The following is a 16,413-nucleotide window of genomic DNA, read 5'->3' as shown; positions in this document are numbered from 1 at the left end:
TGTCCCAGATCAACTGTCAACTGAAGCAATGTTTGGTTGGCCAGGATTAACGGGGTTTCTCTGGCTTTGATTTATTTACAAACACCTTTTAAAAAATTTTTGAATCTTCAATCTTACCTCCCTTAAAAAATACACTATTCATGATAAAATCGGTGAGCATTTTTGGCGGATCGCCGTCCGGCTTACCTTGAAGTACGCGGCGCACCCTCCAGGCTCCAAAGCCCGAAGCCCAGGTGACATCAGTTAATGCTGTGTAAACCAAGCCGTAGTTTTTGAGAAAGTACCTGCGCCGGGAATCAAACCAATACTGTGGGAGTCGCTTAGGGGGTTTTTTGGTGTCAGTCACACCTGAGCTTTGACCTACTAGGTGTACCACGCGACTTTCAGGTACATACCAGCAACTCCAGCCAGCTTTGTTCGCTTGCAGGCAAAAGTCCATTTCTTCGCAGTACATGAAATAAGCTTCATCCATCAAGCCAATCTTTTCAAATACTTCACGACGGACGATCATGCTGGCTCCAGCTACCCAATCAGTTTGACAGATTTCTTGGGAAATAGGAGGCGCTACATTCCACTTTGCCAATAATTTGGATAAAAAGCGCGTCCGCCAACCAAAATCGAGTTCGGTTAAGAAATCGTGAAACCGAAAAGCTGAATGTTGCGGCGTTCCGTCGGGGTCTTCCAAGCGGCTGCCGGCGATGCCGGCCTCGGGGTTGGAGTCCATGAAATCGACGAGGGCTTTTAAGGCACCTAGGCGAACTACGGTGTCTGGGTTGAGCAGCAGGAAGTAAGGGGGGGGATTGGTGGATTGCAGGACAGGACGTATGAGGGCGTTGTTGCCGAAGGCAAATCCGCCGTTGCGGTCTAGGGGAACGAAGGATGCCCATTCGCTCCAGCCTTCTGCTGCGATCGCGGCTGCTATTTGTTCGCTAGAATTGTCGCCTGATGCGTTGTCGGCAACTGCAACTCGCATACCGGGGAGCGATCGCACTTCGGTAACTAGAGAGCGCAAGCAGTCAATGGTTAAACCAGGGGTTCGGTAGTTAACAATGACAACCAGCAGTGGATACGGGTGATTGGACTCGCTGGCTTTGGACATAAGTGCAGTTGTTGGTTTAACAACTTTTTAGCTCAAGTTGTACCCCTATGGCAAGCTGGCGCGATCGCCATTTGAGGCATCGCCTACTTTTTTGATAGTTCGGGCATATTTTACAAAAGCGGTCACTCTTATTAAGCTCTTCTGTTGAAAAGCCTGCTTTACTGCCAAGAAAAACCCCAAAAATGCCCAAAAAATCTTCAAAAAAAGATTGTATATAAGGGTTTGAGTATTATTGGATATGTCTATTTATTTCCATAGAAGTGTGACAATCGCAATTGTGCAAGCTGGGGTTCCATTTCGGGGTCGTAGGCTCCCTCGCGACTGTTAATTAAATCGGCCCAAGGTAGGCTTTGAGTTTCAGCCTGCAATTTTTCCACCAAGTCTGCGACGCGTCCGATGGGTTTAGCGGGAACACCGGCAACTATATCGCCTTCTGCGACATCTTTGGTGACGACCGCACCGGCGGCGACGATCGCATTTGGGCCGATGGTGACGTTGCGGAGGACGATCGAGTGATAGCCGATAAATACGTTGTCACGGATGTCTATTTTGCCCACAGCATCTAGTTTGACGTTGTAGGCTTGATTGAGCATGGCGATCGCTCCGTCGTGGCCGATCAGGATAGAGCTGGAAAAGTGGACGTTGTTGCCGATGCGGACGTAGGAGGGGTCTGTAAACACCGTGCTTGGCAGGATCGTGCAATTTTCGCCGATCGAGTACAGGTTGCCGTGAAGGCGGAGAAATTGGGTGTACTCCTCGGAACTTGGCTCGCAGAATTTGACGTAGAGGCCTCGGAACTTGCCATAGCGCATGGCAAAGTGGCGAAGGATTTTCTGAAAGATTGATTTAATCATTTTCCTGAGCCTGGGTAGATTTAAGCCTATTCGTAGACATACTAACCGCTGTTGTGTCAGGAGGTAGATCTGACAATATGACAACGTTGGCACCAATGTTCGTGTCCTGCTATACAAATACTAGACAAGTCTAGACATTTGGTTCTTACTTCATCGGGAGCATGGGAGCGGTTATCCCTCAGTAAGCTTTCACGATGAAAGCCAAGCGCGATAAATTAATTGCTGCGTTCAAATCCCTGTCCATCGAATGACCGCAACTTCCACAGTTGTAAGTTCTTTCTTTTAGTGGCATATCTTGGGTATGTCCACAGCTTGAGCAGGTTTTGCTTGACGGAAACCAGCAGTCAGCAACAATTATTTCACAGCAAAACTTTTTAGCTTTGTATTCCAGTTGACGTTTGAATTCATGGAATCTAGGACTTACGCATTGACAAAAAGCATTATCTATGTACTCTCGGCCATAGCATCACTCTGAAGGTTCGCAAAAATATGCTCACGTATAACTAAAGTGAACATATTTCTTTGTACTTGATACCAAGTACCAATTATCTTTTCAGACCGCATCAACTCCAATTTAACAAATGCTTGAAGTGAACAAAATATATGAGTCTTGATTGCATTGGTATTTCTCACCATGAAACGACAAATTTCACAAACTTGTTTGATTGCTCTGTGAAAGTTTTCAATGCCCCAATGAGTATCATGAATCGTCACAAATTGACTTCTAGTTGTTTATCCGAGTTCTTCCGAGTTTGGTAAATATAAAATATAGTGTCTAGAGTCATCTTTTTTTAACACTTTCCTAAACAATTTTATAAATCCAAATTCTTTCAAATGAGTGATTATTCCTTCACCTGAAACCTCCATAATCTCTACTGCACAATACTTTTGAGGTTTACTGGAGACAGTTCTATTCTTTTTAACTGCGAATAAAAAACCCAATTTCTGGTTTCTGAGAAATTTTAAATTTTCTACCCCTGAATACCAACTATCACCCGTCACTATTTTTTTTCACCCCCCAATTCATGATTTCCGTCATCATTTCTCTAAAATATTGATTTTTTGTTTTTCCCTCTTCTCGATCATATATTCTATAATTGATCGGGACTGAATTACCATTAATGTCACTATAATACAGGGTGATTAAGTTTAACCCTATTATCGTTTTATGGTATTTGCCAGACCAAAAACGACCGATTAGTTTTGTGCTTTTGGGGTCGCTATAAGGTTTTTATATTACTGTATCATCAATACTCAGTATTCCTCCTTCTAAGGTGATAATATTCTGAGCTGTCTCGAATAAATCTTTCGGTTCATATCTTTCTCTTAATAAAAATCGATTGATAGAATCATGCGAAACATCTCCCAATATTTCTGCTAACCTATTACACCCCCCAAACTTTGGTTCTAAGAGCAAAAATAAAATATACTTTTCGGCGTTGCATTGTGCTGTCGAGGGTTTGGTAGTTTTTCTCATTGTCAAATACCTGGAAAGTAGACTACTCATATTGATTGATCGATTCACTATTTTGTGATTTTGTCAATGCGTAAGTCCTAGATATTGATTAACAAAGGCACATAGAGATAGGGTATCGATCGATTGCCCCGGCAAACGTTCCGGATTCAATCCCTGTAAAAGCCCATCCGTCAATACGCTATAGGAACCACTTGCCAACTCGTAGGCAGATTCGATCGCCTGGGATGCGGCCACAAAACAGCGACTAAGTAGGTCGGCACAAAAAAACATAACTATGTTAAGATAAGTAAAGAAAAAGAATATATCTACTGAGGTAATTCAATATATGGGTGCTAGATTAAGGGTATTCCTGACTCAACAGCAAGACAAAACTCTCTTAAAACTGAGAACTGCGGATGTACCACAAAAAGTCAAAGACAGAGCAGAAGTAATTAGATTAAATGCACATGGCTGGTACGTTGAAAAAATAGCTGCTCATTTTAACTGGACTCCACAAACAGTGAGAAAGGTTTTACATAAATGGTCGCATCTAGGCATGGAAGGGCTTTGGGAGTCACCTGGTCGAGGAGCCCTTCAAGTGTGGAAAGAGGAAGATATAGAGTTTTTAAAAGAATGCCTCAAAAACGAACCACGTACATATAACAGTCTTTAATTAGCCCAGAAATTAGAAAAAGAACGTTCTGTTAAACTAAGTGCTGATCGATTAAGACGCATACTAAAAAAAAAGGTTTATTTGGAAAAGAGCGAGAAAAAGTCACAAAGGAAAACAAGACCCCATAGTACAAGAAACGAAGCAATCCGACTTAGATATGTTGCAATTAGAGGCAGCGGCGGGAGGAATTGACTTAAAGTATTTAGATGAATCAGGGTTTTGTATGTGGAGTGAACCAGGTTATACTTATTACCCAATAGGTGAGCAAAAACGGTTAGAACAAACGAAACGGCGTGGTCGTAGACTAAGTATTGTCGGACTTCTTCAACCTGACATCAGTTTTGTCTACGGTTTGGTAATTGGAGGTGTCGATCGAAAAGCTTATATCAAAATTATGGAACTCCAAGCCCAGGAAGCTGCTGAGATTGGACGACCGAGAGTAATTGTACAAGACAACGGCCCAATACACCGATGCAAAGAAGTCCAAGAGTTATGGCCACATTGGGAAAAGCAAGGTTTATATATCTTCTTTTTACCCAAGTATTGTTCGGAAATGAACCCCATTGAATTGGAGTGGCAACACATTAAGAAAGATGAGTTGGCTGCGACATTTGTTTGATGATGAATTAGAACTCGCCTACGCCGTAATTCATGGAGTAGAAGCTAGAGGACAAAGGGGAAATTACACTACGCAACGTCTTAAGTTTAACTCCAATTAGGTAACTTAATGTTTTGTTACATAGAGTGGTTTTTTCCCGCCTACCTACTTAATGCTTTTGTTAAAACTCAGGAACTCGCCATGTCGAAAGGCTTCGATGACTTTGTTGCCAAACCGTTCCGAGAGGCAGTAATTTTCGAGAAGATGGCGCGACCTTTGGGAGTTCGCTATATCTATCAAGAGGAGTCGCCGAGGAAGTCCGAACAGGATGAGCCTGTTGTGCAACTGACTTCTGAGTCGCTGTCTGTGTTGCCGAGGGAGTCGATTGAGAAGCTTTATAAAGCAGCCGCTTGTGGAGACGAGCAAGCGGTAAGGCTGTTGATTGAGCGAGTTGCGCTGTCGCAGAAGCAAATTGCTGTGGCTCTGACTAAATTAGTTGACAATATGAGCTTAGATATTATCAGCGATTTGACTCAGAAGTGCATTTCGGCCGATTGTACGATCGCCCAATCCCAAGACAGTTCTCAAAGTTAACTCCCTGTTTAGAACCCGTACCTCATACCATTTTTCTAAAGATCCGATAGAGATCGAACACGACAAGACATTGTAATTTATACACTTTCCCTGTTTGCTAAAGTCTGTCATAACTTTAAAAAAATGGTATTAGCGCTCTTTCGTCACTTTCATGAGAGTAAATTCTCGAAGACACCACAGCAAAGGATCTCTTGCCAAATGCTCCCAACGCCAGCAAGGTGTTAGAAAATCGCTCCACAAAACCATACCAGATTAGCATTATCAAATTATGGTCAGATTTTTCCTTTCTTAGAGTGATGAAAGAGCGTTAGTCGGGTCAAGTAGCGATCGCGAGTGGGACTTGGGCGGTCAGCGCTTCATATTCGGGGAAAGAGTTTGTCTTTGGCGATCGGGAAGCTGCACCAACATCAGCATCAACACGATCGCTAGTACCGCCAACGCCCGAAGCTGTATTGCCAGCACCAACACCACCATCACCCGAAACACCCGCAGCAGAACCCCTCCCCGTTCAATTCACGGAAAGCAGCCTGACTCACTGACTTCAAGTACCCGATAAAGAAGCGACGGTCGGGTTTACCGTTGATATGTCCGTCAAAGAGCTTTCGCGGGACGCGAACTTTCCGCGATCGACGATCGCAGTCTGCTACTTACCCGAGCCAACAAGTATAAATTAATACCCTAAAATTTTTTAAAAAAAGATATGTGTAACAAGAAATAAAAATTAATAAATTTTTAAAGATCGAAAGTTTTTTTTAGCGCAAATTCAAGTAATCTGTATCTTGAGGTTCAAAACCAGCCAGACCTAGCTATTTTTAGCTTAAATGGCCGATTTAACTCAAATTCCAGGAATTCAAAGCCTTTGGGAAAAAACCTCTGGTGATTCTCAAATTTGTGTAGCGGTACTTGACGGCTTAGTAGATCGGACTCATCCTTGTTTTGCCGGAGCTGACCTGAAACGGCTGCCGACATTAGTCCAGGAAGAAGTTTGCGTGACCGGTGCGATGTCTTTGCACGGTACCCACGTTGCCAGCGTAATCTTCGGGCAGCACGGCTCGGAGATACCGGGAATTGCTCCTAGGTGTCGGGGATTGATAGTTCCGATCTTTTCCGATAACCGCTCTCGGGTGTCTCAGCTAGACATGGCTCGCGCGATCGAAACTGCTGTGAATGCCGGCGCTCACATCATCAACATCAGCGGCGGTCAACTTACCGAAATAGGTGAAGCCGAAGGCTGGCTGGAGAGTGTTGTGGAACTGTGCAGCGACAACAACGTATTAATTGTGGCTGCTGCTGGGAACGACGGCTGCAATTGCTTGCACGTCCCCGCAGCCCTTCCGGCAGTCTTGGCAGTGGGAGCAATGGACGATCTCGGTCGGCCTCTAAACTTCAGCAACTGGGGAGAAACCTACAGCAATCAGGGTATTCTCGCCCCAGGAGGAACTTAGATGTATTTTACGATCGCTCTCTAATTTTTGCGCTAAAAAAATTTATTTGACTATTAATAAAATTAATAGTTGATTTTTTCGCGAGCTATCTATACTATATATAAGTTAATATTTTCATTCACACTTTTAGAATAGCTAAAATTCGATGATGAAACAGCCCCGCCCTCTGAAATATGATTTTTATAAATTTTACTTGACAGATTTCAAATGTTACTGTACTGTTGTAAAGGTATAGAGATACCAGTCAAACGGTAAGGTACATCTCAAAAACTTGATAGTCAACTAGATGATCGGATCAAATAAACTTGTGACTAAGATTCTAAGAGTCCGTATATTTGGTCGTAAAATCAGTTGTACCGGGTACAAATAAATCTAAAATCCTTATCCTGCTTAGGCTTATCTATTTTAGACTTATCTGTTATTTAGGGAGATGTCTATTAAGTTTGACTCTTGGTAATCCTGAAATATCAGGGCTTTGATAACGATGGATTAACCGTTTTACTTCGTAATTATCCTTGCCATGCAGAACTACTTGATTCTTTTAAAACGATATTCCGGGCTATTTTTAGATAGCCAAATGGCTTATTTTTTATAACTTTGAGCCACTACGAATAATTAAATCAATTTAATTTTCGTCCCTGACTTGTATTTGATTCAAGAGTTTTATACTTCTAGCCTTGTAAAACTTGTATTATGGTTCCCCTAACTGTTCCGAGTCTTGTTAAATGTTAGATACATTAAGCACCATATCCCAGGGAAATAATAGTATTTGTATTGCCGTTTTGGATGGCCCTGTCGATCGGAATCATCCTTGTTTCCAAGGTGCAGATTTAACTTATTTGCCCACCTTAGTTAGAGGGGAAGCTCAAACTAATGGCAATATGTCCATTCACGGAACTCACGTTGCCAGCATTATTTTTGGGCAACCGGGTAGTTCGGTGCAGGGAATAGCTCCCCGATGTAAGGGAATAATAGTGCCGATCTTTGCCGACGATCGCCGCAAGACATCCCAGCTAGATTTAGCTCGGGGAATCGAGCAAGCGGTCAATGCAGGAGCACACGTTATTAACCTCAGTGGGGGTCAACTGACCGACTTTGGCGAAGCTGATGGGTGGCTGGAAAATGCGGTTCGTCTGTGTCGAGAAAACAACGTCTTGCTCGTTGCAGCGGCTGGAAATAATGGTTGCGATTGCCTGCACGTACCCGCAGCGTTGCCCGCAGTGCTAGCAGTCGGGGCGATGGATGCAAATGGCAAACCCTTGGGATTTAGCAACTGGGGTGAAACCTATCAAAACCAAGGTATTCTTGCCCCCGGCGAGGATATTTTGGGGGCTAAACCCGGTGGTGGCACCGACCGTCTCAGCGGTACGAGCTTCGCCAGTCCGATTGTCTCAGGTGTAGCAGCCGTGCTGCTGAGTCTTCAGCGGGAGCGGGGAGAAACCCCCGATCCACACAAAGTTCGTCAAATACTGTTGCAGAGTGCTTTACCCTGTGACCCTGACTTGCCAGAAGAAACCAGGCGGTGTCTGACAGGCAAACTGAACATCCCTGGAGCAATAACGTTACTAAAAGGAGGAAATATGGCTGAGGAATTTACATCAGTGAATGCATCAGAAATAGAAGCTGCTGGCTGCGGTTGTGATGGCAGCCCAAGCAATACGGGTGAAGCGATCGCCACCGCGCAAGGGCAATCGCCTCAAACCTCGGTTGCAACAGCAGCCACTGCGACTGCTGGGGCTGTCCCCAGCAACACCCCAAACTTGCAAGATTTGATTCAATCGTTTCCCACTGCTACAACCCAACAACCAATGATGCCAAATTTAACTGCTAATTCCGTCACCGCCAGCCAAGCCCCCAGCGAAGTCGCTGACATGGGTCAGCTTGTCTATGCCCTAGGAACCCTCGGCTACGACTTTGGAAGCGAAGCTCGTCGGGACTCGTTCAAACAACTGATGCCCCCTTTTAACTTTGGGACAACGATGGTTCCGGCGAATCCCTACGACGCCCGTCAGATGGTGGATTACCTGGACGCCAATATTTCTGAGTCGCGCTCGCTTATTTGGACGATTAATATTGAACTGACCCCGGTCTATGCGATCGATCCTATGGGTCCCTTTGCTGCCGAGTCCTACCGGGCTCTCCACGAACTCCTCGCTGGTCAAATTCAACCCGAAAACGATGCCGAATACGTCGAGCGCGTCAGCATACCGGGCATCTTGACCGGGCGTAAAGTCAAACTATTCTCCGGTCAAGTTATTCCGGTAATTGAACCCCAAAGCACCCGTGGCATCTACGGCTGGAAAGTCAACAACTTGGTCACTGCCGCGATGAACGCGGTACAAGCTGAAGACGGCACTGCTGACGAAGACCGCATCCGCAAAACATTAGATGGCTTCCTCAACCGCATCTACTACGACCTCCGCAACTTGGGAACAACCTCCCAGGACCGCGCCCTCAATTTCTCCGTTACTAATGCCTTCCAAGCCGCCCAAACCTTCAGCGAAGCGGTTGCTGTTGGCATGGAACTCGACAGCGTTACGGTTGAGAAAAGTCCCTTCTGTCGCATGGATAGCGACTGCTGGGATGTGAAATTGAAATTCTTCGACCCTGAAAACAGCCGTCGTGCCAAGAAGATTTTCCGCTTCACCATTGATGTAAGCGATTTGATTCCTGTTACTTTGGGCGAAGTTCGTTCTTGGTCTTCACCGTACTAAAAGGCAATACAATTGGGGTGAGAGTGCCACAATAAAAACCACTCTCGCCAAGAGAGCTAAATTTGTTCAACCTATCCATACGGATAATCTTCAACCATGCGACTTCCTTTATTGTCTCCCCCCGTCAAACGTCCCCATTTCATCCAGCCTGCGCTGTGCGTAGATGTGGAAAATGGTAATCCCGATGATTTGGTGCATATTCGGATGGATCTGCTCCACGGCGCTAACTATAACGATCCTTCAGCCTATGCCAACCGCAGTTTCAACCAAGTGATGCACTCTAGTGCCAGCCAGAGTTCAGCCAGCCAGGGCTGGGGTGGCTTTGGGGGCATGGGACGATTCTATTAACGACCCACTAGCAGCTAATCACGAGGCCTCAGCCAAAAGGTTTTTTACGGGCATTGGTTGATACACAGTATTTGTTAGCAAATGTTAGCGAAAACGTACCGGAAACAAACTATGGATACGAATAAAACAGTAACAACAGCCTCGGAAGTCTCCTCCACCCCTAAACCGAAAAAGTACCGGAAACAAACTATGGATACGAATAAAACAGTAACAACAGCCTCGGAAGTCTCCTCCACCCCTAAACCGAAAAAGTCCTACGTCCCCACTAGCCAGACTGGGCTGCAAGATTATTCCTACTGGTGCGAATACGTCAAAAAACATGCCAAAGCGCCTGATCCTCAGAGCAAGCCTTTCCGACGGGGTCGCATTTGGACATAGTTGCTGCCTCTTCTGTACTTTTCTCTACTAGAGTTTCCTTATGCCGAAGTCAACTAAAAACGCGCCGCCATCTGTAGACCTGTCAACCGTGCCAGTTGCTCAGTTTGACGGCGAGAAAGACTACATTGAAGTGGGCTTTCAGGGAGCTTTTAACCCGCCGTAATTCACGGTTGAATGCTGGGCAAAAGTCACAGGCGGACAAAGGTCGTGCCTCACGCCCGTTACCTCCAGGCGTGAGGCACTACACTGCCACGTTAAGTTTATTATTCAGAATATTTTTTCGTTTGCCATGCACAATAATGTTATTAATCCTAGCGTTTCTCTTCAAGAGAACAAGACATCAAAGAACGAAATACTTCGCACTCTGTATAATGACAATCCCCTTAACCTAAGTGTGAAACTTCCTGAGGAAATAGCTAGAGCGCACAATCTTGGTCTAGCCATTCGCGCAGGAATACAACCTGAAGACTATATTTTTGATGCTGGTTGTGGGATGGCAATCCCTGCAATTCATATAGCTCAATCATTGCCTAGAACGTGTTTTGAGGGGATTGCTATTTCTGAAGTGGAAGTGGCAGAAGCCCAAAATCGGATTGCCAAGGCTAACTTGGTTGATAGAATACGGGTTCAAGTAGGGGATTTTCATGCTCCCCCCTTTCCTGACGAAGTCTTTGATGTGGCGTTTTTCAACGACAGCATCAAGTATTCCAATCCGTATTCCCAAGTTCTTGCAGAAGCCAATCGCGTACTCCGTCCTGGAGGAAGTCTATACATCGCCGGTCTTTTTGTTAAAGAGTCCCCTCTGTCATCCCTAGAACAACAGTCACTCAATAAGGCAAAAGAAAAATCGGGAGTACTGTATGGTAGCAATATTATTTCTCTCAAGCCAATGATGGAATTTGTTGAGCAGGCGGGCTTTCAAATTCTTGAGTATGACGACAAACAAGCTGTTAAGATGCCTGGATTTGCCCTGTTTATGGATCAGGCTAATCATTTATATCCTAACATTCCTTTGATTTGTGCTGATATTAAAGCAGTAAAACCTATAAGTAGTAAAGTTAAAAATTCCCTGCAAAAACAAGTCAAAACTGGACAAAATAATCTTTATAATTTGCCAGACATCATTCAATCCTTACCGAAAGAGTCTGTAATTGCGAACCTTACTGTTGATTCCATCATTGCTAGCGAAGCCCCAAGTCAAATACCTGACCTCGGTCAAGTCGTCTATGCTTTAGGAAGTCTAGGCTATGACTTTGGGACAGAAGCCCGTCGGGACTCGTTCAAACAACTCATGCCTCCCTTTGACTTTCAGGGAACCCGGGTTCCAGCGAACCCCTACGATGCCCGTCAAATGGTGGATTACTTAGCAGAGAATATGTCTGAAGCGCGATCGCTGATTTGGACACTCAACATTGAACTGACTCCAGTTTATGCGATCGCCCCCACCAGTCCCTTTGCTGCCGATGCTTACCGCGCCCTCCACGAACTACTATCTGGTCAAATTCAAGCTGAAGGGGATGCTGAATATGTTGAGCGCGTCAGTCTCCCTGGCATTTTAACGGGCAAACAAGTGAAGCTCTACTCTGGCCAGGTGATTCCAGTGCTTGAACTCATCGGCACTCGCGGTCTCTACGGTTGGAAAGTCAACAACTTAGTGAATGCTGCGATGGCAGCAGTTCAAGCGGAAGGCACAATGGCTGACGAAGGTCGCATTCGCCAGACCTTAGATGGCTTCCTCAACCGCATTTACTACGATTTACGCAATTTGGGAACAACATCCCAAGATCGTGCCCTCAACTTCTCTGTGACCAACGCTTTCCAAGCTGCTCAAACCTTCAGCCAAGCGGTGGCGGTGGGGATGGAACTGGACAGCATTACCGTTGATCAAAGTCCCTTCCGCCGTATCGATAGCGATTGTTGGGACGTGAAGTTGAAGTTCTTCGACCCCGAAAACAGCCGCCGTGCTAAAAAGATTTTCCGGTTTACTGTTGACGTGAGTGATTTGATTCCGGTTACCTTAGGCGAAGTCCGGTCTTGGTCTTCTCCTTACTAAGGAACAGCCAAATATTCGTGGAAGTACCACAACAAAATGTAAAGAGTGCTTCCTTTGCCTTTGTCAAAACTTGCTTAACTTATTAGTTACAAGCCTTAGCCCTATGCAACCAACCATGCTCCAAATTAAACCCCACTTTCATGTCGAGGCGATCGAACCCAAGCAAGTGTATCTCCTTGGCGAACAGAGCAACCACGCCCTCACTGGGCAACTCTACTGCCAGATTGTGCCCCTCTTAAACGGGCAACACACCCTGGAGCAGATTGTCGAAAAACTTGATGGGGAAGTCCCGGCAGAATATATTGACTATGTACTTGATCGCCTCGCTGAAAAAGGTTATCTGACTGAGGCAGCCCCGGAACTGTCCTCGGAAGTGGCGGCATTTTGGAGCGAGTTAGGGATTGCACCCCCCGTGGCAGTCCAGGGGCTACAGCAGGCGGTGACGCTAACAACGGTGGGCGAGAACATCAGTGAAGTCACCCTTGCTGCCCTCGCTACTGCCCTGCGGGAGATGGGCATTCATGTCCACACTGCAAATGAGGATAGCCCTTCAGCCGTCCTTAATGTCGTCTTGACCGATGACTATTTGCAGCCGGAACTAGCCACCATCAACAAGCAGGCTTTGGAGAGTCAACAAACTTGGTTGCTCGTAAAGCCCGTGGGGAGTGTACTCTGGTTAGGGCCGGTGTTTGTTCCTGGAAAGACGGGGTGTTGGGGCTGTATGGCTCATCGGTTGCGGGGGAACCGCGAAGTTGAGGCATCGGTGTTAGTGCAAAAACAAGCCCAACAGCAGCGTAATGGTCAAAACGGGCGTGCGATGGAATGCCTGCCCACAGCACGAGCAACGCTGCCTTCGACCCTGCAAATGGGGTTACAATTTGCCACCACTGAGATTGCCAAGTGGATTGTCAAGCACCACGTCAATGCCGCTGCACCGGGAACTGCTCGCTTCCCGACATTGGATGGCAAGATTATCACCTTCAATCAGACGATTCTGGACTTGAAAAGTCATATCTCGATCAAGCGACCGCAATGTCCCACTTGTGGTGACTCCACAATTTTGCAGAAACGAGGGTTTGAGCCACTGAAGCTGGAGTCGCGCCCTAAGCACTTCACCTCAGATGGCGGTCACCGTGGAACTACGCCAGAACAAACGGTGCAGAAATACCAGCACTTGATTAGCCCCATCACGGGCGTAGTGACGGAACTGGTGCGGATTTCTGACCCGACTAACCAGTTGGTACATACCTACAAGGCGGGGCATAGCTTTGGTAGCTCCACCTCCCTGCGGGGTCTACGCAATACCCTGAAACACAAGAGTTCTGGTAAAGGTAAAACCGACAGCCAATCGCGGGCAAGTGGTTTGTGCGAAGCCGTAGAACGCTATTCGGGTATCTTTCAGGGCGACGAACCCCGTAAACGGGCAACCCTGGCAGAACTAGGAGATTTGGCAATTCATCCAGAGCAGTGCTTGCACTTTAGCGACGAGCAGTATGCCAATCGGGAAGCCTTGAACGCTCAAGGTTCATCGGCTGCCTATCGCTGGATTCCCCATCGGTTTGATGCCAGTCAAGCCATTGACTGGACGCCGGTGTGGTCGTTGACCGAGCAGACGCAGAAATATCTACCCACTACCTTTTGTTACTACAACTATCCGATGCCAGACGATTCTCGCTTCTGTAAGGCAGATTCCAACGGTAACGCAGCAGGCAACACCCTGGAAGAAGCCATCTTGCAAGGGTTCTTTGAACTGGTGGAGCGGGATAGTGTAGCAATGTGGTGGTACAACCGCCTCAGTCGTCCGGGAGTAGATCTGGGCAGCTTCGATGAGCCATATTTTGCCAAATTGCAGCAGTTTTACCGGGAACTGAACCGGGAACTCTGGGTGATTGATTTGACCGCTGACTTTGGGATTCCGGCGTTTGCGGGGCTATCGCGTCGCACGGTAGGCAGTTCAGAGCGGATATCTATTGGTTTCGGAGCGCACCTTGACCCGACGATTGCCATCCTGCGCGCTCTCACTGAGGTCAGCCAAGTTGGGCTGGAACTGGATAAAATTCCAGACGATCGGCTCAACGGCGAGTCAAGGGACTGGATGCTGGGCGTAACTTTAGAGACTCATCCTTGTTTGGCTCCAGATGCCTCGCAGCCGATGAAAACTGCTAATGATTACCCAAAGCGCTGGAGCGATGACATTCATGTAGATGTGATGACCTGCGTGGGGATTGCAAAAGCGGTAGGGCTAGAAACATTGGTGCTAGACCAGACGCGACCGGACATTGGCTTGAACGTGGTCAAGGTGATTATACCGGGAATGCGAGGTTTATGGTCGCGGTTAGGACCAGGGCGAATCTACGATGTGCCGGTGAAGCTGGGGTGGCGAACCGTACCCTCGGCTGAGGCAGAGATGAACCCTATCAATATACCGTTTTAAGTCTTTTTAAAGTTTGCGGACGACGGGCTTCGCTACATACCAGATGTCGTCCTAATAAGCTTCTTTCCAAGGAAGAAGAGGATTGGCCCACCTCAACGGGTCAAAAAACCAAACAACCAATTGAGGAAATTACTCATGGATAAAAAGAACATTCTCCCCCAACAAGGCGCACCCGTCATCCGTATGACTGCTGGCCAACTTCCTAGCCACTTAGCCGAACTCTCGGAAGAGTCTCTCGGTGGTAATGGTGCAGAAGCCTCTCACTGTGTCACTATCTGCGCCTTCGATGGTGCAGAAGCCTCTCACTGTGTCACTATCTGCGCCTTCGATGGTGCAGAAGCCTCTCACTGTGTCACTATCTGCGCCTTCGATGGTGCAGAAGCGTCTTTCACTGTCTGCGCGTGCGCCTTCGACGGTGACGAAGCATAAGGATAGCCTATACCAAATCTGTGAGAATAGGGTCTATCTGACTGATTAACCTATCTCAACCGGATTTAGTGTATTCGTTTATTTGAGAAAACGAGGTTAAAGATGTTGAGTCGCACTCCAAGCTTTTTCCTAGATTGGGTAAGCTTTTCTCATCTACCTCGTTTTCTTTTAATTGGATTTTTAAGTTCTCATTGTACCCAATTTGACACGACTTCCGCAGCCACAGCACCCGTACAGGAAATCCCCTTGCTCTCTCTGCCTGAGCCATCGTACTTTTGACTGGCGGCAAAGCGGTGTATCAGTTGTTGGGGTAAAGCCCGCTCGGTTCTAGGGACTAAAACCCAACAACAAACCTACTGGAAATGACCCTAACTTCTATGCTGAAAAATAATCATCTCAAAGCCCGTCGTCTTCAGTTTTTGCGAGGCCATCAAGAGGCTTTTGATGTGGAGCCAACCTTTATGCTTTCGCTATTTGAAGAAGCAGTCCTTGGCATAGAAGGGACTTGTGGTGTTGAATCTCAATGTAATGTGGAAAAAGCTCAACTATTTGCAATTGATTTTCAGGTTTCTAATGATGAAGGACGTACTTGGCCAATGTCTTTGACCCATGCGGTCAAGTTTATGGATAAAATTGAAAGTACAGTAGGTGTTCGACTCAATCGTAATTTGCTGGAGCAGTTTGCCACATTACACCTTGGCTCCCATAAAATACATGACAACACGGTAGGAATTGACCTAAGACCTAGAAATGATGATTCTTGTATAAAAGTATATCTGCATCTTGCCCCAGAAGAAGATCCTGAAGAATTAGTCAAAACAGCACTCGAACTTGATGGGGGTAGCTATTCACCTGAACTAATACAGGTTTTACTCAAAAGCACTATTGTAATAGGGTTTAATCTTTTCTTAAATGGCTACAGTGATATTGAGTTATGGGCTACTTCTCCGGGAGAACAATATGAAGTAACTAATTCAGATAAAGGCAAATATTTGAAGCACTATATACAGAGAATTTTTTCACCAAAAATCAATTATTTATTTCAAGAATCTACTTTCTTAGTAGTTGTTTTTTCTAAAAATGTAGAGCCAATTCTCATGTTTAATTATGAGGATATTAAAGAGATACCCAAGAATTTCTTGTTTAACACTTTAGGGGATAGAATCTACAGCTTTTGTCAGGGTCAAGATTGTATGACTTATGCTGGAGTATCTGTCACAGAGCGGGAATTGGAAAAAGACAGGTTAGAAAACTTTAGTATTTTTTATAATCAACGGGATGAATGTCAACCTTTGTTGCATATTAAAAAACGCAAAGATTAGTTAGTCTTCTCCCCCT

The 16,413-nt window shown here is 45.9% G+C and carries 13 protein-coding genes and 3 pseudogenes; 11 read left to right on the top strand and 5 right to left on the bottom strand.

Features of this window, described 5'->3' with window-relative positions; genetic code table 11:
* Positions 1-88: 88 nt before the first annotated feature.
* From JGK22_RS01950 to JGK22_RS01935, 4 genes and pseudogenes are all read right to left on the bottom strand, one after another.
* Positions 89-1,099 (bottom strand): glycosyltransferase family 2 protein, encoded by a 1,011-nt coding sequence (locus JGK22_RS01950; protein WP_293186649.1) that lies wholly within the window; start codon positions 1,097-1,099, stop codon positions 89-91.
* Between the two features lie 242 nt (positions 1,100-1,341).
* The gene (locus JGK22_RS01945; protein ID WP_293186648.1) at positions 1,342-1,953 is read right to left on the bottom strand and encodes an acyltransferase; all 612 of its coding nucleotides are present in this window, start codon (positions 1,951-1,953) and stop codon (positions 1,342-1,344) included.
* Between the two features lie 178 nt (positions 1,954-2,131).
* Positions 2,132-2,401, bottom strand: a complete 270-nt coding sequence (locus JGK22_RS01940) for a zinc ribbon domain-containing protein (protein ID WP_293220195.1) — start codon at positions 2,399-2,401, stop codon at positions 2,132-2,134.
* Positions 2,398-3,370, bottom strand: a pseudogene (locus JGK22_RS01935) (transposase). Before JGK22_RS01935 ends, JGK22_RS01940 begins: the two are co-directional and overlap by 4 nt.
* 385 nt (positions 3,371-3,755) lie before the next feature.
* Here JGK22_RS01935 and JGK22_RS01930 point away from each other — a divergent pair.
* Positions 3,756-4,701 (top strand): annotated as a pseudogene (locus JGK22_RS01930) (IS630 family transposase).
* Positions 4,702-4,809: 108 nt separating this feature from the next.
* A complete protein-coding gene (locus JGK22_RS01925) occupies positions 4,810-5,274 on the top strand; it encodes a hypothetical protein (protein WP_293198729.1) in 465 nt (154 codons plus the stop codon).
* Between the two features lie 348 nt (positions 5,275-5,622).
* Here the strand turns inward: JGK22_RS01925 and JGK22_RS01920 are convergent, their stop codons facing one another.
* Positions 5,623-5,760: a hypothetical protein gene (locus JGK22_RS01920; protein WP_293184582.1), complete on the bottom strand. Its 138-nt coding sequence runs from the start codon at positions 5,758-5,760 to the stop codon at positions 5,623-5,625.
* A 335-nt stretch (positions 5,761-6,095) separates the two neighbouring features.
* Here JGK22_RS01920 and JGK22_RS01915 point away from each other — a divergent pair.
* From JGK22_RS01915 to JGK22_RS01875, 9 genes and pseudogenes are all read left to right on the top strand, one after another.
* Positions 6,096-6,710, top strand: a pseudogene (locus tag JGK22_RS01915) (S8 family serine peptidase); the annotation flags it as partial.
* A 734-nt stretch (positions 6,711-7,444) separates the two neighbouring features.
* Positions 7,445-9,433 (top strand): PatA/PatG family cyanobactin maturation protease, encoded by a 1,989-nt coding sequence (locus JGK22_RS01910; RefSeq protein ID WP_293204303.1) that lies wholly within the window; start codon positions 7,445-7,447, stop codon positions 9,431-9,433.
* A 96-nt stretch (positions 9,434-9,529) separates the two neighbouring features.
* A complete protein-coding gene (locus JGK22_RS01905) occupies positions 9,530-9,781 on the top strand; it encodes a cyanobactin biosynthesis system PatB/AcyB/McaB family protein (RefSeq protein ID WP_293204301.1) in 252 nt (83 codons plus the stop codon).
* Between the two features lie 81 nt (positions 9,782-9,862).
* Entirely contained in the window at positions 9,863-10,159 is a 297-nt protein-coding gene (locus tag JGK22_RS33195) for a cyanobactin biosynthesis PatC/TenC/TruC family protein (protein WP_363319079.1), read from the top strand.
* A gap of 40 nt (positions 10,160-10,199) precedes the next feature.
* Positions 10,200-10,322 (top strand): hypothetical protein, encoded by a 123-nt coding sequence (locus tag JGK22_RS01895; RefSeq protein WP_293204299.1) that lies wholly within the window; start codon positions 10,200-10,202, stop codon positions 10,320-10,322.
* Positions 10,323-10,448: 126 nt separating this feature from the next.
* Complete coding sequence (locus tag JGK22_RS01890) at positions 10,449-12,212, top strand: PatA/PatG family cyanobactin maturation protease (RefSeq protein WP_293204297.1); 1,764 nt, start codon at positions 10,449-10,451, stop codon at positions 12,210-12,212.
* 103 nt (positions 12,213-12,315) lie between these two features.
* Entirely contained in the window at positions 12,316-14,646 is a 2,331-nt protein-coding gene (locus tag JGK22_RS01885; RefSeq protein ID WP_293204295.1) for a TOMM precursor leader peptide-binding protein, read from the top strand.
* Positions 14,647-14,781: 135 nt separating this feature from the next.
* Positions 14,782-15,075 (top strand): DUF5837 family cyanobactin class RiPP, encoded by a 294-nt coding sequence (locus JGK22_RS01880; RefSeq protein WP_293204293.1) that lies wholly within the window; start codon positions 14,782-14,784, stop codon positions 15,073-15,075.
* Positions 15,076-15,452: 377 nt separating this feature from the next.
* Positions 15,453-16,397: a LynF/TruF/PatF family peptide O-prenyltransferase gene (locus JGK22_RS01875; RefSeq protein WP_293204291.1), complete on the top strand. Its 945-nt coding sequence runs from the start codon at positions 15,453-15,455 to the stop codon at positions 16,395-16,397.
* The last annotated feature ends 16 nt before the right edge of the window (positions 16,398-16,413 follow it).

It is taken from the genome of Microcoleus sp. PH2017_08_TRC_O_A, from assembly GCF_020738665.1.
Lineage (GTDB): Bacteria > Cyanobacteriota > Cyanobacteriia > Cyanobacteriales > Microcoleaceae > Microcoleus.
The sequence above is the reverse complement of the archived record's forward strand: the minus strand, read 5'-3'. Positions and strand labels throughout refer to the sequence as shown.

Bases quoted from the DNA above. Each gene is read 5' to 3' on its own strand.
- JGK22_RS01950 (WP_293186649.1), bottom strand. From the start codon at position 1,099: ATGTCCAAAGCCAGCGAGTCCAATCACCCGTATCCACTGCTGGTTGTC.
- JGK22_RS01945 (WP_293186648.1), bottom strand. From the start codon at position 1,953: ATGATTAAATCAATCTTTCAGAAAATCCTTCGCCACTTTGCCATGCGC.
- JGK22_RS01925 (WP_293198729.1), top strand. From the start codon at position 4,810: ATGTTTTGTTACATAGAGTGGTTTTTTCCCGCCTACCTACTTAATGCT.
- JGK22_RS01910 (WP_293204303.1), top strand. From the start codon at position 7,445: ATGTTAGATACATTAAGCACCATATCCCAGGGAAATAATAGTATTTGT.
- JGK22_RS01905 (WP_293204301.1), top strand. From the start codon at position 9,530: ATGCGACTTCCTTTATTGTCTCCCCCCGTCAAACGTCCCCATTTCATC.
- JGK22_RS33195 (WP_363319079.1), top strand. From the start codon at position 9,863: ATGTTAGCGAAAACGTACCGGAAACAAACTATGGATACGAATAAAACA.
- JGK22_RS01895 (WP_293204299.1), top strand. From the start codon at position 10,200: ATGCCGAAGTCAACTAAAAACGCGCCGCCATCTGTAGACCTGTCAACC.
- JGK22_RS01890 (WP_293204297.1), top strand. From the start codon at position 10,449: ATGCACAATAATGTTATTAATCCTAGCGTTTCTCTTCAAGAGAACAAG.
- JGK22_RS01885 (WP_293204295.1), top strand. From the start codon at position 12,316: ATGCAACCAACCATGCTCCAAATTAAACCCCACTTTCATGTCGAGGCG.
- JGK22_RS01880 (WP_293204293.1), top strand. From the start codon at position 14,782: ATGGATAAAAAGAACATTCTCCCCCAACAAGGCGCACCCGTCATCCGT.
- JGK22_RS01875 (WP_293204291.1), top strand. From the start codon at position 15,453: ATGCTGAAAAATAATCATCTCAAAGCCCGTCGTCTTCAGTTTTTGCGA.